Below are 16,404 nucleotides of genomic sequence, written 5' to 3'. Positions count from 1 at the left end.
GGGGTGCGGCCGCCCTGCGTCCCCGACATGCGACTCGCGCTGTGTGCTGACCATTACTAGGCACGTCCGCCGCGCCGTGCCACCGGAGTGCGCCACAGGGATGAGGGACCCGCCCGCACGGTCTTATCGCCGCGCCGAGCGGGAATCCGGGAGAACAGGCGCGTACCGCGCGCCATAAGGAGGGGCGGGGTGGATACGGCCACAGTGGTGATCGTCACGGTGGCGTCGCTCGCGGCGATCGTCCTCGCGGCGGCGGTCGGCGTGCTGGTGCGGCTGGTCCGCACCCGACGGGAGCTCAGGCGGGCCGGGCTGCCCACCGGTCCGCGGTGGGTCTTCTGGGGCGCCGTCCTCTACCTGGTGCTGCCGGCGGACCTGGTGCCCGATCCGGTCTACCTGGACGACATCGGTGTGCTGCTGCTCGCGCTGCGCTCCGCACGGGGCTCTCTCGGCGGGCGGCGGGACGCAGCGGACGGGCGGAAGGACACCGGCCCGCCCCATGACTACGCTGCGTGAGGAAACCATTCACCCGTTCGATTCGTATAAGTCTCTGGAAGCCGAAGGAAGTCGGCGGACCGGGCGACGGCGCGCAAGGGCCCTCGCCTGATCGGCGCAGCACCGACCAGGGAGAGACGATGAAACCGTTCGCGCTCAACTACGCACGACCGGCAGTGGAGTTGGAGGCCACTACTCCCTACGTCTACGACTCCGGGCTGCAGTTGAACGTGCTTCTGGACGGGCGGGTGGCCGCCGGTGACCACGCGCTCCTGAGAGAACTGGGGACCACGACCTCCACCGCGGGGTCGAAGACTCACTTCGACGACTGAACACGGGCCGTCGACAATGACCGTGTTGATCCTTACCTGTGAAGAGGACGTCACCGCGGACATGGTGGTCGTGCACCTGAACGCGTCGGGGGTACCGGTGGTCCGCCTGGACCCGGCCGACCTGACCGACTCCGTCGCGCTCTCCGGTGAGTTCGTGCACGGCTCCTTCCGGGGCCATCTGTCCTCGGGGGGCCGCCTGGTGAGCATCGGCGGGCTGCGGTCCGTCTGGGTGCGCAGGCCGGGCGGTGCCGCCACGCGGGCCGCCGAGCCCTCCGCGTGGCTGACCGAGGAGTCCGGGCAGGCGCTCTACGGCATGCTCCGCGACTGCGGGGCGCGCTGGATGAACCAGCCCGACGCGGCGCACCGGGCCCGGTACAAGCCCTGGCAGCTGCGTCTCGCCCAGCGGTGCGGGCTGCCCGTCCCGGCCACACTGATCACGACGTTCCCTCGGGCGGCGCGCGAGTTCGCCGAGCGCTACCCGGATCTCGTGGTCAAACCCGTGTCCGGCGCGCATCCGCAGGACCCTCCCCTGGCGGTACCGGCCAGCAGGGTGCCGCCCGAGGCCGACTTCTCCGCCGTCGCCCACGGCCCCACGCTGCTGCAACGCCGGGTCGCCAAGCGTGCCGACATCCGGCTCACCGCCGTCGGCGACGAGTTGCTGGCCGCCCGGAAGACGGCCCTCGCGAGCCTGGGCCCCGACGACGTGGACGTCCGCTTCGCGGCGTCCCCCGAGCCCTGGCGGCCCGCCGAGGTGCCACCGCGCGTCGCCGAGGCCGTCCGCGCCTACCTTCGCGCCGCGGGCCTGTCCTACGGCGCGCTCGACTTCGCCGAGGACGGCGACGGCACCTGGTGGTTCCTGGAGTGCAACCAGTCGGGGCAGTTCGGCTTCGTCGAGGTGGACACGGGCCAGCCGATCGCCCGCACCATCGCCGAGTGGCTGGCCCGGCCCGGCGCCGAGGACCCGGCGGGCGTGGACGGCCCGGGTACGACAGTCGCCGGATGAGGCCCGCGATCCGCGACCGGCCGCCGTCCCCTCAGTGCGGGCGCGGGCCGGGCAGCAGGGCCGCGGTGCGCTGCCAGCCGGCGCCCGGGGACGGCTGTCGTTCGGCGCCGGGCAGATGGCCGGGCGAGCGCAGTGGGCGCATGACGACCTCCAGCTCCCTGCTCACGCGCTCGGCATCCCGTCGCACCTGCTCGGGGACGTCACCGCGTTCGGCGACGAGTCGGTCGTAGATGGGAGAATCCTGGAACACCCGTCAACGTGCCTTTCGTGTCGTCCGCCCCCGCACGGAGGCGCGACTGAGCAGTCTAGGCGCCCGTCCACCCGGTGGTGTGCATTCGGCCCAGGAGGTGACGGCAGCTCACGCGCCCGTCGTGGAGCCGGGCCGGACGATCATGAGGACCGTGACGGTGGCCCACAGCAGGTTGAACAGGCCGGTGAGCATGGCGAGCCGGGCGGTACGGGCGTGCTCGACGGGCTGCCTGCCGGTCAGGCGCTCCAGGAGTTCCTCCTGCCGGGGCAGGACGAAGGCGACCAGGATTCCGGCGGCGGCCGCGGTCAGGGCTATGGACGTGATGAGCCACGCGTCCCCCAGGACACCCATCGCCGCCGCGGTGGCGAAGCCGAGGACCGGCACCGCGATGCCGAGGCCGGCGTAGACCCGGCAGATGCGGTGCAGCAGCCGGACGGTGCCCACGTCCCCGGCGCCGGTCCCGCCTCCGGCCCCCTCGGGCAGCGCCGCCCCCACCCGCCGGGCGGCCGGCGGGAACATGCTGGCCGCGACGGTGACGGGCCCCACGGCGATGATGGCGGCCAGGACGTGGAGGGACAGAAGGCAGGATCGGGCGATGCGGTGGGAGCCACGTTAGAAAGCCGCAGGAAGAGCGCACAGAGGCTGAAACGACAGCTTCCAACGGATTCTCGCCAACGCTCTCACCAGGCGGTGTCCGGCCCCCTGTCCGGCGAGACACGATGAGACCAGGGCTGTGCCCGGGGTTCTGCGCCCGGCGGGAATCCGCCTATCGTGGCGCCCATGCACTCCGTGGTGATCCTGGTCCTCGACGGCGTGGTGCCGTTCGACATGGCGGCACCCATGCAGGCGTTCGACTGGACGCGGCTGCCCGACGGGCGCAGCCCGTACCGGGTCCGGCTGTGCGCGGAGTCGCCCGACGTGCACACGGAGGGACTCGCGCTCCGGATCGACCGGGGTCTGGAGGCGCTGGAGTCCGCCGACACGATCATCGTGCCGGGGCGCTCCGAGGAGGACGGCCCGCCCTCGGAACCCGTCCTCGCGGCGCTGCGGCGGGCGGCCGGTGCCGGTACGCGGATCGCGTCGGTGTGCGTGGGCGCCTTCGTCCTCGCGGAGGCCGGGCTGCTGGACGGGCTGCGGGCCACCACCCACTGGATCGCGGCGGCGGAGCTGGCCCGGCGCCATCCACTCGTGGACGTGCGCCCGGACGTGCTCTACGTCGACAACGGGCAGATCCTCACCTCGGCGGGCGCCGCCGCCGGTCTGGACATGTGCCTGCACATGATCCGCCGGGACCTGGGCTCGGCCGTCGCCGCGCACGCCGCCCGGATGTGCGTCGTACCGCTGGAACGGGAGGGCGGTCAGGCTCAGTTCATCGTGCACGAGCGTCCGCCCGTGCCACGGGGATCGGACCTGGAGCCACTGCTGGAGTGGATCGAGGACAATCTCGCCGAGGAGGTCACCCTCGGGGCGATGGCGGCGCGCTCGGGCATGAGCGAGCGCACCTTCAGCCGCCGGTTCCGCGAGCAGACGGGCACCACGCCGCTGCAGTGGCTGCTGCGGGCGCGGGTGCGGCGTGCCCAGTACCTGCTGGAGAACGGCGACCACTCGATCGAACGGATCGCGCGGCAGTCGGGGTTCGGCTCCCCCACCGCCTTCCGGGAGCGGTTCCGCCGGGTGGTCGGCACCACGCCGTACGCCTATCGCGCGGCGTTCCACGGTAAACCGTCCGAACCGGCGGGACGCGCGTAGGGCCCGCCTCGGGCCGGGCCGGCGCCTTTGGTCCGACCGGCCTCACCGGCCGGAACCGAGGCGGGCCCCGGGTGCGGTGGTGTCACACGGCCAGCGACAGGCCGCTCTCCCCGCCCGGGTCCGCCGCGCGAGCGGCATCCGGCGTCCGTCCCTTGGCGAGCAGCAACGCGTCCGCCTTGGCCACCGCCTCGTGGATGCTGGTCGTCGCCATCATCACGCACAGCGTGTAGCTGACGTCCGTCAGCTCGCGCGCCGTCGCCGGCCTCTCCCTCTCCGCCTGAGCGATACGCAGTGACGCGTACCGCGTCAGCAACTCCCTGACGACCCTCGGGTCCGGTTCGAGCACGAAGCGCCCCTCTCTCGAGTTTCGCTGCGTATGCCCGAGCCCGGCCGAAACATTCACACCGTGCGCGCCCCTGCTCGCAATTGACCAGATTCCGTCGCTTCCTGTCCGACCGTCATCGCGAATCGGCGACCGGGCCGGGTGGGCGCGCAATCGGTGGCCCAGGGACTGGACCGGTAGGCAACCGCGCTCAGGCGACCTGGCCGCTGTGCAGTGCCGTGTACGCCCCACCCCGGCCCAGGAGTTCCTCGTGGCTGCCGGTCTCCTGGATACGGCCGTCACCCATCACCACGATCCGGTCCGCGCCCCGCACGGTGGACAGCCGGTGGGCCACGACGAACGTGGTGCGTCCGCGCAGCAGCCGGGCCAGCGCCTGCTGGACGAGCGCCTCCGAGCGGGTGTCCAGCGCCGAGGTGGCCTCGTCCAGGATGAGCACCTTCGGGTCCCGGATCAGCGCCCGTGCGATGGCCAGGCGCTGGCGCTGACCGCCGGAGAGCCGTGCGCCGTGCTCTCCGACCAGGGTGTCGAGGCCTTGCGGCAACCGGTCGACGAACTCCAGGGCGTTGGCGTCCCGCAGCGCCCCACGCACCGCCTCCTCGTCGGCGTCGTCCATGCCGTAGGCGACGTTCTCCCGGATCGTGCCGTCGAAGAGGATGGACTCCTGCGGCACCACCGAGACGAAGCGCCGGTAGGTGCGCAGGTCGAGGGTGCTCATGTCGGTGCCGTCGAGCAGCAGCCGGCCCGAGGTCGGCCGCAGGAAGCCGATGACCAGGTTGAGCACGGTGGACTTGCCGGCCCCGGACGCGCCCACCAGGGCGACGGTCTCGCCGGGCCGGACCGCGAGCGTGAAGTCGCTGACCGCGGGCCGCCCGTCGCTCTCGTAGAGGTGCCCGACGCCCTCGAAGGTGACGGCGCCGCGCAGCGAGGTGAGCTCCGTCTTGCCCTCGTTGTCCTCCAGTTCGGGGGCCTGGAGCACCTCGCCGACCGAACGGACGGACTCCAGCCCCTTGGTGATGACCGGGGCCAGCCCTGCCAACGTTGTCGTGGAGTTGGTGAGGGTGGTCAGGAAGGCGCTGAGCATGACGACGTCCCCCGCGGTGACTCCCCACACGTCGTAGTACGAGATCAGCGCGGCGCCCGCGAGGACCAGCACGCCGACGACGTTGAGCACGACCCAGGCCAGCGAGCCGAAACGGCCGTTGACCAGGTCCAGGCGGTTGCCGGAGGTCAGCAGGCGGTCCAGGGTGCCGTCCATGCGGCGCAGCGCCTTGCGCTCCAGCCCGTGGGCGCGCGTGACCGGTATGAGCCGGGTCATCTCCGTGACCCGCGAGGACAGGGCCTCGACCTCGTGGCGGAAGTGTTCGTTGTGGCTGCGCAGCCGGGCACGGAGCCGGGCCACGAGAAGGGAGGCGGCGGGTACGACGACGAGGAAGACGGGCAGGAACTCGGGTGTGCGCACGGCGATGATGACCAGGCCGCCGGTCAGGACGGTGAACGCGCCGAGTCCCGTCTCGGCGGTCTGCTGCACCATCTGCTCCACCGTCTCCACGTCCCGGACCACCTTGACCTGAAGCACGCCGGCGCTGACGCGCGAGTGGTAGCCGATGGACAGTTGCTGCATGCGTGTGCACAGCGCGGAGCGCAGGGCGGTGCCCATGCGGCGCACGCTGCCGTACAGGAGTCGGACGTACAGCACGTGCAGTGGGTAGTTGACCACCAGGATGAACATGATGATCCCGGTGCTGGTCCACAGGTTGCCGATCGGACCGCGCTGGACGACGGTGTCGATGATGGACGCGGTGATGAGGGGCAGCAGCCACACGGGGCTGTGCTTGACGGTGAAGACGACGACCGCCCCGGCCAGGCGGCGGCGGTCGGCGCGGAACAGGTAGACGAGCGTGCGTATCGGGTGTTCGCCCCGGTAGCGGTGATCGAGCGGTTTTTCGAGCGGCGACGCCATGGGCGCGGTCCTCCTGGTGACCGAGTGGGGCAAGCGCTTTCCCATCCGCGCTTTCCTACCCTTTCGGCGAGGAGTACGCCACACCGTCCCGCGGGTCGGTACGCCGGTACTTCGGCACGTCGGCACGTGTGCGTCTGTGCGCCGGCAGGCGGGCCGGGAAGAGACCCGCGCCTTCTCCCCCGTGGAGGGCGCGGGCCCCGGTCTCCGAGTGCGCTGATCCGGTCCGCGGTGCCGGTCTCAGTCTCCGAGCGTGCGGGCCAGTTCGGTCGTGGCCCGGGTGATCTCGCTGTCGTCCTCGGCCAGCAGCCGCTCCAGCTCGCCGCGCCGGGCGCGGACGGCCTGCCGTGCCGCGCGCTCCCATGCCACGGGGTTCTCCCGGTGGTTGAGCAGCTTGGGGTAGGCGGTGGCGGTGGTCTCCCACTGCCGGGCGTCGGCGATGTTCTTGAGCAGCTGGATGATCTGCGCCCGGCAGCTCACCTGAGGGCGCTGCGCCAGTTCCCAGAGGAAGGGAACGGTGGCGGCGGTCGCCTGTTCGACGACGAAGCCGTACTGGCAGATGCGCTTCCGTAGATCGCCGAGGGCCGCACCGGCGGCTTCCGCGTCACCGCAGGCGACCTTGCGCAGCAGCCGGGGAATGGCCGCGGCCGAGCCACTGGAGTCCTGGATCTCGCTCCAGGGCACGCCGTCCAGCCCCGCCAGGGGGGCGGCTGCGGACCTGGACGAGCCGGGCGGCTGCGTGTGACGGTCGGTGCGCCGGGTGCTCGGCTCGGGTGTCGGAGCGCTGCGCATGGTGTGGGGCCCTTCCGCGGCAGTCGGGTCAGGTGAGGGGGCGGGTCGGCGACTCGACCGGGACGGTCCTGCCCGCCGGAGGCCCCGGGGTCCGGCCCCGGCCCTTCGTGAGGGCGTCGCCGCCGCACGGGCCGCGTCCGTGCTCCTGGGGCGCGGAGCCGCCGGACGGGGTGGACACGGGTGCGCCGGCCCGGGGGCCAAAGACGGTCGGCATCAGGTGGCCGGATCGCAGGACGCGTCCCGGCCGTGCCAGGTGCGGCAGTCCGCCGGACCGCCCTGCCGGGCCTGCCTGCGGCACGGCTTCACCGGGCGACCGGAGCGTTGGACGCGCAGGTGACGACACGGCATCTCCCTGATCCGACGTCATGTGGGGGCGTCCGCCAGGGGGTTGACGCCACGGCTATTATCCACGCTGACAGCGTTCGCGTGCAATTGCACGAGAAATTGCGCGAAAAGAATCGGACGGGAGCGCACGGAGACCGACGGGACTCGGTCCGCTCCCCCGGACGGCAAGGAGACCGCGGTGCCACCAGTGCGCAACGGAGTGCGGGCCAGCTCCCTGGACGCCAGCTGGACGAAGAGCCGGCACAGCAATGCCGAGGGCAACTGCGTCGAGGTCGCCTCCGTGGACGGAGGCATCGCGATGCGCAACTCCCGCGACCCGGACGGCCCCGCGCTCGTCTACACCCCCGCGGAGGTGGCCGCCTTCCTGGCCGGGGCGAAGGAGGGCGAGTTCGACCACCTGCTGTGAGGCGAGAGGGCGCCTGACCGGCATCGGCCGGGAGAGGGGCGAGCCTGGCCACCCAACCGGCTCAACTACCCTTTTTCCACCGACGGATGCGGCGAACAGCGTCAAGGTGAGATAGTGTGTTTTCTCAAGTCTGCCGGTCTGCTGGGAGTCAGGATGTCCGCCGCGTCGCCTCACCTCTCCCGACTCGAACCCTACCTGGACCGGGCCGAGCCGGCGCCGACTCTGCTGAAGATGCTCGTCGGCGTTCAGCTGGCGGGCTTCCGCGAGGACGCCGGTCTGTCCCAGGAGCAGGCGGCACGTGACCTCGGGTTCAGCGCGGCCAAGCTCTCGCGCATCGAGTCGGGCAAGGGCCGCAGGCCCCCGACGGAGACCGACGTCCGCGCGCTGCTGAAGCGGTACGGAACCGACGCCTACGAGACCTCGGTACTGGTCAAGCTGTTGCGACGCGCCGGGGAACCCGGCTGGTGGCAGCGGTACGACAAGCGCTTGATGCCCGAGTGGTTCGACCGTCTGGTCGGCCTCCAGGAGGCCGCGGCGACCATCCGGACCTTCGAGATCCAGTACGTCCCCGGCCTGCTCCAGACGGCCGCCTACACCCGGGCCGTGGTCGAGCGCGGCCTGCCGAACGCACCGGCCGGCGAGGTCCAGCGCCGTGTCGAACTCCGCACGCGCCGCACGGAGTTGCTGCGTCGCGGTGACGCCCCGCAGCTCTGGGCGATCATCGACGAGTCCGTGCTGCTGCGCGTGCTGGGCAGCCGAGAGATCATGCGGGAACAGCTGGCGCGTCTCGTCGAGACGGCCGGGCAACCCCATGTGACGCTGCAGATCGTGCCGCTCGACGTGACGAACGCGTCGGCACCCGCGATACCGGTCACCTATCTGCGCTTCGGCGGCATCGATCTGCCCGACGTGGTCTACCTCGAGCACATCAGGAGCGCCAACTTCCTCGAGGACCGCGACGAGACCGAGGAGTACCGGGTCGCCCTGGACCGACTGGCCGACGAGGCGCTGACTCCGCGCGAGTCACTGGACCTGCTGCGCGAGACGATGGCGCTGCGCTACCCCGCGACGTAGCGCGGCGGCGGCGGCGTCCCCTCCGTCTGTCAGCGCAGGCGGCCCAGACCGCCGAACTCGATCCACTCGTCGGTGAGCTGGCGCGGGACCACGTCACTGTCCGGACGCCAGGTGGAGACCTCGACCAGGCCGGGCTCCAGGACGTCCATGCCTTCGAAGAGGGCCTCCACGTCCTTCGGCTCGCGGACCCGGCCCCAGTTCCCCTGTGTCGCCTCGGCCATGAAGTCCGTGACGAACTTGCGGACCTCGGCGTCCTCGCTGACCAGTTGGCACATCACCGCGTAACTCCCGGGCGCGAGCCGCTCGGTCACGCGGCGGACGACCGCCATCGGGCCGTCGGTGTCGCTGTCCGGGATGCAGTGGAAGACCGAGTTGAACAGCACGGCCACCGGCTGCGAGAAGTCGATCAGGCGCTCGGTGTCCGGATGGGCGAAGATCTCCTCCGTCGCACGCATGTCGGCGTGTATCACGGCGGTCCGGTCGTTCTGGTCGAGCAGAGCCCGGCCGTGGACCAGCACCATCGGGTCGTTGTCGACGTAGATGACGCGGGATTCGGGGGCTATGCGCTGCGCGACCTGGTGCACGTTGTCCTGCGTGGGCAGGCCGGATCCGTGGTCCAGGAACTGGCGGATGCCGTAGTCCTCCGCGAGGGTCCTGACGACCCGCTGCAAGAAGCGCCGGTTGTTCAGCGCGAGCCGGCGGGTGCTGGGTACGACCTTGTCGAGCTCTCCGACCGCCGACCGGTCGGCCGCGTAGTTGTCCTTGCCGCCCAGGTAGTAGTCGTACATGCGCGCGGCCGTTGGCACGTTGGCGTCGATTTCCGTGGACAACCGCTTGTCGGCTTGCATCGTTCCCCCAGCTCCGTACCGCGCCAACTGCTCTGGCATGACAGAGAGTACATCTTAAGGACCTGGTCTTCAGGGAAACCAGTACTTGGACGGAGTGACCGCCAAGGCGCCCGCGTGGTAGGCGACTTGGCGGTCACTCGGCGAGGTCAGCCGCGTGCGGCCAGGTACGCGTCGACGCCGGGCGCCTTGTGGGCCTCCTCCACTCCGACCAGGCCTCCGACGGCCTTGGCGTCGGGCTTCAGCACGTAGGTCGACCGGCTGGCCGGCGCTGTCACGTAGGTGAAGTTCTGCGGGGTGCCGAGGCCGGTGTCGGCGTTCTTCTGCGAACGGTGCGCCTTCACCACGGCCTCCCGGGTGAGGCTGCCGCCCTCACAGGCCTTCTTGAGGTCGGCGCCCAACAGCTGGGCGGCGTTGTACCCGGAGAGCACGCCGGAGTCGACCGGCTCGCCCGGGTACTTCGCGTTGTAGGAGGCGACCATCTTCTTGACGCCCGGCAGTTCGGAGCTGACCGCGGGTGCGGCGCTGACCACGTGGACCATGGCCTCCAGCGCCGGCGCCGCGGGCGTCTTCATCAGCTGCGGGGAGTATCCCGGGGCGCTGCTGACGATCGGGACCTTGAGGCCCCGGGCGGCGGCCACACCGGCGAGGGAGGCGGTCTGGGCGGGGCCCGCGCTGATCAGGACCGCCTTCACCCCCGCCTTGCTCAGCGCCGACACCTGCGCGGTCAGGTCGGTGTCCGTGGCCTTGATCTTCTGGCCGACCACCTTCACCCCCGCCTGCTCGGCGGCCCACTCGGAGCCCTCCAGCGCGTTGGCGCCGTAGTCTCCCTCGAAGTACACGTGGCCGATCGTGTCGCCCTCGGCGATCTTCTTGGAGCGGGTCAGGAAGTCGACGGCGGCGATCATGTCGAGGTCGTAGGTGGTGCCGAGAACCTGTACGGCGTCCATGCCGAGCAGGGAGGCGGCCCAGGCCTGCGGGAAGGTCAGCATGCCGTCCCGCTGGATGTCGTCGAGCAGGGCCGCGACCACCGGCGAGCCGATGACCTGGGGCAGGGCGACGACGTCCGGGGAGATGTCGGCGTAGGCGGTGACCGCCTTCTGCACGTCGTACCCGTGGTCCTTGACGACGATCTCGACCTCGCGTTCGCAGATGCCGCCCGCGGCGTTGGTCTCGTCGGCCCACATCTGCTGGGCCTGCACGATGCTCTTGCCGAGGGTGGCGTAGGGGCCGGTGAGGTCGGTCAGCGCGCCGAGTTTGATGGCCTTGTCGCTGACTCCCGGGCCGGCCTTGACGCCGTCGGCGCCGTCCTCGGTGCTCCCGCCTTCCGACTTGGTGCTGCAGGCGGTGCCCGCGAGCAGCACGGCGGCCAGTGCCGCGGCGAGGGCGGCGGTCCGGGCGGTACGGGGCCTCGTGTGCGTGACGTTCACGGGGTGTGCTCCTTGGCTCGTGCGGCGGTGTCGGGGGTCGGGGGCGTGGCTGAGGCGTCGGAAGGGCCGGTGGCGGGTGGCTTGCGGCGCAGGCGGGCGCGGGTCCGGCGGGCCAGCCCGTGCAGGCCGTCGGGGGCGTAGAGGAGGATCACGACGATCGCCGCGCCGTAGAGGTAGCGGGAGGCCTCGGTCGGGCCGATGGAGCCGTCGCCGGAGCCCGGGGTGGCCACCAGCGGCAGCTGGTCGGCGTAGCGCGTCATCAGCAGCGGCAGCGCGGTGACGAAGACGGCGCCGGCGGTGGCTCCGGCCACGGAGCCGAGGCCGCCGATGACGATCATGGCGAGGTAGTCGACGGAGAGGAGGAGGGAGAAGTAGTCGGGCACGACGCGGCGGAAGGAGAGGGCGAGCAGGACGCCGGCGAGGCCCGCGTACATCGAGGAGACGACGAAGGCGGCCGAGCGGTACTTCGCCACGTGCACGCCCATCACGGACGCCGCGGTCTCGCTGTCGCGCAGCGCCACCAGGGCGCGTCCGGGCCGTCCGCGCAGCAGGCCGCGCGCGGTGAACCAGGTGAGCGCGAACAGGGCGAGGCCCAGGTACCAGAGCCGTTCCTCGGCGCCGAACGGCACGCCCAGGACCGTCAGCTCCGGGTCGGACTCGGCGAAGGTGAAGCCGCCGAGCTCCAGTGGCGGCACCGAGCTTCCGTTGAAGCCGCCGGTGACGGAGTCCGCGGTGAGCAGGACGTGGTGGCCGAGGAAGACCAGGGCGAGGGTGGCCACGCCGAGGTAGATGCCCTTCACCCGGCCCGCGACCGGGCTGAACAGTCCGCCCGCCGCACCGGCGAGCAGCACGGCGAGGACGAGCGCGACGGCCGGCGGCAGCCCCGGCCCGGACTCCCCGGCCAGCCACACGTAGCCGTAGGCGCCGACGGCGAGGAAGAAGGCGTGCCCGAGGGAGAGCTGCCCCGCGGTGCCGCTGAGCAGGCCGAGCCCGACGGCGCCGATCGCCGCGGCCATGGAGAACAGGCCGATGCGCAGCCAGAAGGCGTCCAGGTAGAAGGGCAGGGCGCACAGGAGGAGGGCGGGCAGCAGGAGTCCGCCGCGCTTGACGAGGACGGAACGGAGGTCAGACACGGGCCGCTCCCTTCGCCGCGAAGAGTCCGGCCGGGCGCACCAGGAGGACCAGCACCATCACGGCGTACGGGGCGACGTCACCGAAGCCCTCGCCGAGGACGTGCAGATCGGACTGGTATCCGGCGACGAAGGCCTCGGTGAGGCCGATCAGCATGCTGCCGACCAGGGCACCGACCGGGGAGGCCATGCCGCCGAGGATCGCGGCCGGGAAGGCCTTCAGGGCGATCTGGCCGGTGGTGCGCTCCAGCCCCGGTGCCGGGAAGGCGACCAGGAAGACCGCGGCGAGCGCGGCGAGGCCGCCGGCCAGGCACCAGGCGACGGTGCGTACGCGGGTCAGCCGTACGCCCATCAGGGCGGCGGCCTCACCGTCCTCGGCCGCCGCGCGCAGCGACAGGCCCCAGGGGGTGAACCGGAAGAGGGCGAAGGCACCGCCGATGGCCACGGCGGACACCAGGATCGCGGCGATGCGGCTGTCGGCGACGGTCACCGGGCCCAGGTCGGTCACCGAGTTGCCCCAGGGGTCGCCGAGCGGCAGGAGGTCGCCGCCGATGCGCCGGGCCAGGTCGGTCACCAGGACGATGTCGATGCCGATGGTGACGATGGTCTGGACGTGGGCGGCCTGCGGGTCGGTCCCGACCCGTTGCAGCACCAGCCGGTCCAGCGCCCCGGCCACGGCGGCCGTCGCGAGGACCGCGACGGCCAGCGCCCCGGCGAAGCCGATGTCGTCGTGGAGCACGGCGACGAGGTAGCCGCCGAGCAGCAGGAGTGAGCCGTGCGCGAAGCTCAGGACGCCGGACGCCTTGAAGATGGTGACGAAGCCGAGGGCGATCAGCGCGTACACCGAGCCGAGGGCGAGGCCGTTGAGGAGGTTGTCGAGGAAGCCGGTCATGCCGCGTCCTCCCCGGTGGTGCCGGTGCCGAGGTAGGCGCGCAGCACCTCGGGGTCGCGCCGGACCTGGTCGGGGGTGCCGTGGGCGATGGCCTTGCCGAAGTCGAGGACGGTGACGTCGTCGGCGAGCCGCATGACCAGGCCCATGTCGTGCTCGACCAGCACGACGGACAGGCCGAGTTCGGCGCGGATCTCCCGGACGACTTCGGTCATGCGGGTGCGTTCGGCGGCGTTCATGCCGGCCACGGGTTCGTCGAGCAGCAGTACACGGGGCTCCAGACAGAGGGCGCGGGCGAGTTCGACCCGCTTGCGGTCGCCGTAGGACAGCAGGGCGACGGGTGCGTCGAAGTGGGCGCCCAGGCCGGTGAGTTCGGCGATCTCGCGGGCCTTGGCGAGGTGTTCGCGCTGTTCGCGCACGGCGCGCGGCAGCCGCAGGGCACTGGCGGCGAAGCCGGCGTGGGACAGGGCGTGGCGGCCGAGCATCAGGTTGTCGGCGACGGTGCCCTGGGTGGTGACGATGTTCTGGAAGGTGCGGGCCACTCCGAGGGCGGCGATCCTGTGCGGGGCGAGCCGGGTCAGTTCGCCGCCGCCGAGCCGTACGGTGCCGGCGGTGGGCCGGTACAGCCCCGACAGGACGTTGAAGCAGGTGGACTTGCCCGCGCCGTTGGGGCCGATGACGGCGTGCACGGTGCCCGGGGCGACGGTGAAGGAGACGTCGTCGAGGGCGATGAGGCCGGCGAAGCGCACGGTCACGTTCCGGACCTCGAGTGCGGGGGGTGCGGCGGTACGGGTGGTCACGCGGCCCCCTTGCTGTCGGTGCCCTCGGTGGTGTCGCCCAGGTAGAGGCGGCGTACGGCGTCCGTCCGCGCGAGTTCGCCGGCGGGCCCGGACAGCCTGACCTCGCCGACCTCGAGGACGTGGGCGTGTTCCGCGAGCGACAGCGCCATGCCGGCGTTCTGTTCGACGAGGAGTACGGCGGTGCCCTGGGTGTTGATCTCCCGGACGACCTCGGCGATGCGCTCCACCATCAGCGGGGCGAGTCCGAGGGAGGGTTCGTCGAGGAGGAGCAGGCGGGGCGCGGCCATCAGGGCGCGGCCGATGGCCAGCATCTGCTGTTCGCCGCCGGACAGCAGGCCCGCCGCCTGGCGGGTGCGCTCGGCGAGCCGCGGGAAGAGGGTGAAGACCCGCTCCCGGGCCTCGCGGACCTGGGCCGGGGCACGCCGGTTCAGACCGAGCCCGCCGGCCCGCAGGTTCTCGTCGACGGTGAGTCCGGCGAACACCCGCCTGCCCTCGGGGACCTGTACGACTCCGGCGCGTACGGCGGCGACCGGGTCCCGGCCGTCGAGAGACGTGTCGCCGTAGCGGACGCGACCGGCCGTGATCGCGCCGCGGTGCAGGCGCAGTGTGCCCGACACGGCCCGCAGCAGCGTCGTCTTGCCGGCGCCGTTGGCACCGAGCAGTGCGACGACGCCGCCGTGCGGGACGGTCAGGGACACGGAACGGAGGGCGGACAGTGCGCGCCCGTACGTCACGTCGAGACTCTCGACGTGCAGCGCGGGTTCGCCGTCCGGTGGTGCTGCGGGCATCACGGCTCCTTGGGACCGGGCCGAGACCGGCACGGTGAGGGGAAGGGGGGAGCTCACGACAGCACGCGCGCCGGTGGCGGTACAGAGCCGCGGCCCGGGTCGCTGCGGCGTCCCAGTCCCCGGCCGGAGAGTCTGTGCGGATGCCCAGAGGCGGACGGCGGGGGCCGGGACGGGAGCACCCACGACGCGGGCGCGGGGACTCCCGGGGGGGGCGGGGCCACGGGCCCTTGGCGGGAGACGGCGCCCCGCGTCCGCCGGGGGCGCGGGGCGCCGGCGCCCGGAGCAGCGCCCCCGGCCGGTGACGCACCGGCGGACGCGGGGGCGCCGCGCCCCGCCCGCGGGAACACCACTCGCGCCGGACACGCCTCCGCGCCGCACGCCGGGACCTGCGGCGTGCGGCGCGGGCGCGTGTCCGGCGCGCTACGGAAGCCGGGAATCCGGGTCCGCGCGTCCCTCAGTCGCGCAGGACGCGCCGGGCGGTCAGGGCCAGGCTCATCTCGACCACGTCGGCCGGGCGGGCCAGGGACCGGCCGGTCAGCTGCTCGCAGCGGCGGAGGCGGTTGAGGACCGTGTTGCGGTGGCAGTAGAGGCGTTCGCCGGCCCGCTGTGCCGAGCCGTCGCAGTCGAGCCAGGTGGTGAGGGTGTCCAGCAGTACCTCCCGGTCGGCGGGTTCCAGGCGCAGCAGGGGGCCGAGGACCCTCTCGGCGAGTGCCCGGCCGAGCTCGGGGCTGGAGACGACCAGGGCGGCGGGAAGGTGGTCGGCGAGCCGGACCGTGCCGCCGGCCTCCGGGCAGATGTCCAGCGCGGTGTCGGCCAGTCTTCGGCCGTCGCCGACGGAGGCGAGTCCGACGACCGCGCTGCCGACGCCGATCCGCAGGCCGGGGACCGGGGCGCGCGGCGCGGACCCGGCCCCGGGCTCCTCCGGCTCCGGGAGCCCCTCGTCGCCGGCGCCGACCAGGACGATGCCGTAGTCGGCCTCCGCCCCGGCGTGCCAGTGGACGCGGGTGCCGGACGGTACGGCGGCGGCGCGGGCGGCGTCGGATCGCGCCGAGTGCACGCCGGTGACGGCGACGACGACGTACCGGCCCTGCTCCGGCAGGCCCAGCACCTGGGCTGCCTCGGGCAGGTCGGCGATGCGGCTGGTGCCGTCGAGCAGACCGGCGGCCAGCAGCCGGGCCCGGTTCTCACGGCGCCGGCCGATCTGCCACTCGGTCTGCCGGTAGGCGTCGGCGACGATGGTGCAGTGCTCGTCGACGAAGTTCCACACGTCGGCGGCCACGTGCACGAGGAGACGTACGTCCTCGGGCGCGGTGCGGGAGGTCTCCTCGACCAGTCGCTGCCAGACCAGGGAGCCGCCGAGACGGAAGGCGTGCAGCAGGGCGTCCAGGGGGAGGCCCTGTTCGGCGCGGGTGGCGCCGATCCGCCAGGAGCAGCGGCGGGCCGCGTCCCGCGCGCCACGGGGGTCGAGCAGCGAGGCCACGCTGTGCCGCAGCGAGCGCTGGGCCTCCTGCCAGGTGGCGGTGGGGTCCTTGGTGATGGCCGCGCGGTACGCGGGCTCCTGCTCGTGCAGCAGGGCCACCAGCCGGTCGGTCAGGTCGGGCAGGTCGTCGAGCAGGGCGCGGGCGGCCCGGTGCAGGACACGCAGGGCGTCGGCGTCCATCAACGACGCGACGCTCGGTGTCCGCGGGCGTGGTACGGGCGTCAGCCCGACGCGGATCGCTCCTCGTGACCGTACGGCGTGTTGCATCGCGGTCCTCCCCAGGCCAGGGCTGGCGGGGG

General features: G+C 72.6%; 18 protein-coding genes. 6 read left to right on the top strand and 12 right to left on the bottom strand.

Features of this window, described 5'->3' with window-relative positions; translation table 11 throughout:
* The first annotated feature begins 189 nt into the window (after positions 1-189).
* The 3 genes from ACH4NX_RS01980 to tgmB all read left to right on the top strand — a co-directional run bounded on the left by ACH4NX_RS01980 (position 190) and on the right by tgmB (position 1,827).
* Positions 190-513, top strand: coding sequence for a YkvA family protein (locus tag ACH4NX_RS01980; protein WP_398127349.1), 324 nt, complete (start codon positions 190-192; stop codon positions 511-513).
* A gap of 119 nt (positions 514-632) precedes the next feature.
* Positions 633-824, top strand: a complete 192-nt coding sequence (tgmA, locus tag ACH4NX_RS01975) for a putative ATP-grasp-modified RiPP (RefSeq protein WP_031015809.1) — start codon at positions 633-635, stop codon at positions 822-824.
* A gap of 16 nt (positions 825-840) precedes the next feature.
* On the top strand, positions 841-1,827 hold the full coding sequence (gene tgmB / locus ACH4NX_RS01970; RefSeq protein WP_351401827.1) for an ATP-grasp ribosomal peptide maturase: 987 nt from the start codon (positions 841-843) through the stop codon (positions 1,825-1,827).
* Between the two features lie 31 nt (positions 1,828-1,858).
* Here tgmB and ACH4NX_RS01965 read toward each other — a convergent pair whose 3' ends face one another.
* Positions 1,859-2,077: a hypothetical protein gene (locus ACH4NX_RS01965; protein WP_279565280.1), complete on the bottom strand. Its 219-nt coding sequence runs from the start codon at positions 2,075-2,077 to the stop codon at positions 1,859-1,861.
* Positions 2,078-2,185: 108 nt separating this feature from the next.
* Positions 2,186-2,623, bottom strand: a complete 438-nt coding sequence (locus tag ACH4NX_RS01960) for a hypothetical protein (RefSeq protein ID WP_398127348.1) — start codon at positions 2,621-2,623, stop codon at positions 2,186-2,188.
* Between the two features lie 234 nt (positions 2,624-2,857).
* Here ACH4NX_RS01960 and ACH4NX_RS01955 point away from each other — a divergent pair, with 234 nt between their 5' ends.
* Positions 2,858-3,826 (top strand): GlxA family transcriptional regulator, encoded by a 969-nt coding sequence (locus ACH4NX_RS01955; protein WP_398127347.1) that lies wholly within the window; start codon positions 2,858-2,860, stop codon positions 3,824-3,826.
* Between the two features lie 82 nt (positions 3,827-3,908).
* Here ACH4NX_RS01955 and ACH4NX_RS01950 read toward each other — a convergent pair whose 3' ends face one another.
* The 3 genes from ACH4NX_RS01950 to ACH4NX_RS01940 form a co-directional block, all read right to left on the bottom strand.
* Complete coding sequence (locus ACH4NX_RS01950) at positions 3,909-4,172, bottom strand: DUF5133 domain-containing protein (protein WP_351401835.1); 264 nt, start codon at positions 4,170-4,172, stop codon at positions 3,909-3,911.
* Between the two features lie 187 nt (positions 4,173-4,359).
* Positions 4,360-6,129 (bottom strand): ABC transporter ATP-binding protein, encoded by a 1,770-nt coding sequence (locus tag ACH4NX_RS01945; protein ID WP_351401837.1) that lies wholly within the window; start codon positions 6,127-6,129, stop codon positions 4,360-4,362.
* A 237-nt stretch (positions 6,130-6,366) separates the two neighbouring features.
* Positions 6,367-6,918 (bottom strand): hypothetical protein, encoded by a 552-nt coding sequence (locus ACH4NX_RS01940; protein WP_351401839.1) that lies wholly within the window; start codon positions 6,916-6,918, stop codon positions 6,367-6,369.
* A 523-nt stretch (positions 6,919-7,441) separates the two neighbouring features.
* Here ACH4NX_RS01940 and ACH4NX_RS01935 point away from each other — a divergent pair.
* Both ACH4NX_RS01935 and ACH4NX_RS01930 read left to right on the top strand, forming a co-directional pair.
* Positions 7,442-7,669, top strand: coding sequence for a DUF397 domain-containing protein (locus tag ACH4NX_RS01935; RefSeq protein WP_345590422.1), 228 nt, complete (start codon positions 7,442-7,444; stop codon positions 7,667-7,669).
* Positions 7,670-7,822: 153 nt separating this feature from the next.
* Complete coding sequence (locus tag ACH4NX_RS01930; protein ID WP_351401841.1) at positions 7,823-8,743, top strand: helix-turn-helix transcriptional regulator; 921 nt, start codon at positions 7,823-7,825, stop codon at positions 8,741-8,743.
* 29 nt (positions 8,744-8,772) lie between these two features.
* Here the strand turns inward: ACH4NX_RS01930 and ACH4NX_RS01925 are convergent, their stop codons facing one another.
* From ACH4NX_RS01925 to ACH4NX_RS01895, 7 genes are all read right to left on the bottom strand, one after another.
* Entirely contained in the window at positions 8,773-9,591 is an 819-nt protein-coding gene (locus ACH4NX_RS01925) for an SAM-dependent methyltransferase (protein ID WP_351401843.1), read from the bottom strand.
* 146 nt (positions 9,592-9,737) lie between these two features.
* A complete protein-coding gene (locus ACH4NX_RS01920; RefSeq protein ID WP_351401845.1) occupies positions 9,738-11,018 on the bottom strand; it encodes an ABC transporter substrate-binding protein in 1,281 nt (426 codons plus the stop codon).
* A complete protein-coding gene (locus ACH4NX_RS01915; protein ID WP_351401847.1) occupies positions 11,015-12,151 on the bottom strand; it encodes a branched-chain amino acid ABC transporter permease in 1,137 nt (378 codons plus the stop codon). Before ACH4NX_RS01915 ends, ACH4NX_RS01920 begins: the two co-directional genes overlap by 4 nt.
* Entirely contained in the window at positions 12,144-13,040 is an 897-nt protein-coding gene (locus ACH4NX_RS01910) for a branched-chain amino acid ABC transporter permease (protein WP_351401849.1), read from the bottom strand. The genes ACH4NX_RS01915 and ACH4NX_RS01910 overlap by 8 nt, the downstream gene beginning before the upstream one ends.
* Positions 13,037-13,837, bottom strand: coding sequence for an ABC transporter ATP-binding protein (locus ACH4NX_RS01905; RefSeq protein ID WP_398127346.1), 801 nt, complete (start codon positions 13,835-13,837; stop codon positions 13,037-13,039). Before ACH4NX_RS01905 ends, ACH4NX_RS01910 begins: the two co-directional genes overlap by 4 nt.
* Positions 13,834-14,625, bottom strand: coding sequence for an ABC transporter ATP-binding protein (locus ACH4NX_RS01900; protein WP_351401853.1), 792 nt, complete (start codon positions 14,623-14,625; stop codon positions 13,834-13,836). Before ACH4NX_RS01900 ends, ACH4NX_RS01905 begins: the two co-directional genes overlap by 4 nt.
* Before the next feature lie 454 nt (positions 14,626-15,079).
* Positions 15,080-16,372 (bottom strand): PucR family transcriptional regulator, encoded by a 1,293-nt coding sequence (locus ACH4NX_RS01895; RefSeq protein ID WP_398127345.1) that lies wholly within the window; start codon positions 16,370-16,372, stop codon positions 15,080-15,082.
* Positions 16,373-16,404: the final 32 nt, after the last annotated feature.

This window comes from Streptomyces sp. NPDC017225, assembly GCF_044331465.1.
GTDB lineage: Bacteria > Actinomycetota > Actinomycetes > Streptomycetales > Streptomycetaceae > Streptomyces.
Note: the sequence above shows the minus strand (reverse complement) of the source record. Positions and strands in the feature narration are given on the sequence as shown.

Excerpts from the sequence above, each read along its gene's own strand:
- tgmA (WP_031015809.1), top strand. The coding sequence starts at position 633 with ATGAAACCGTTCGCGCTCAACTACGCACGACCGGCAGTGGAGTTGGAG.
- tgmB (WP_351401827.1), top strand. The coding sequence starts at position 841 with ATGACCGTGTTGATCCTTACCTGTGAAGAGGACGTCACCGCGGACATG.
- ACH4NX_RS01955 (WP_398127347.1), top strand. The coding sequence starts at position 2,858 with ATGCACTCCGTGGTGATCCTGGTCCTCGACGGCGTGGTGCCGTTCGAC.
- ACH4NX_RS01945 (WP_351401837.1), bottom strand. The coding sequence starts at position 6,129 with ATGGCGTCGCCGCTCGAAAAACCGCTCGATCACCGCTACCGGGGCGAA.
- ACH4NX_RS01940 (WP_351401839.1), bottom strand. The coding sequence starts at position 6,918 with ATGCGCAGCGCTCCGACACCCGAGCCGAGCACCCGGCGCACCGACCGT.
- ACH4NX_RS01930 (WP_351401841.1), top strand. The coding sequence starts at position 7,823 with ATGTCCGCCGCGTCGCCTCACCTCTCCCGACTCGAACCCTACCTGGAC.
- ACH4NX_RS01925 (WP_351401843.1), bottom strand. The coding sequence starts at position 9,591 with ATGCAAGCCGACAAGCGGTTGTCCACGGAAATCGACGCCAACGTGCCA.
- ACH4NX_RS01910 (WP_351401849.1), bottom strand. The coding sequence starts at position 13,040 with ATGACCGGCTTCCTCGACAACCTCCTCAACGGCCTCGCCCTCGGCTCG.
- ACH4NX_RS01900 (WP_351401853.1), bottom strand. The coding sequence starts at position 14,625 with ATGCCCGCAGCACCACCGGACGGCGAACCCGCGCTGCACGTCGAGAGT.
- ACH4NX_RS01895 (WP_398127345.1), bottom strand. The coding sequence starts at position 16,372 with ATGCAACACGCCGTACGGTCACGAGGAGCGATCCGCGTCGGGCTGACG.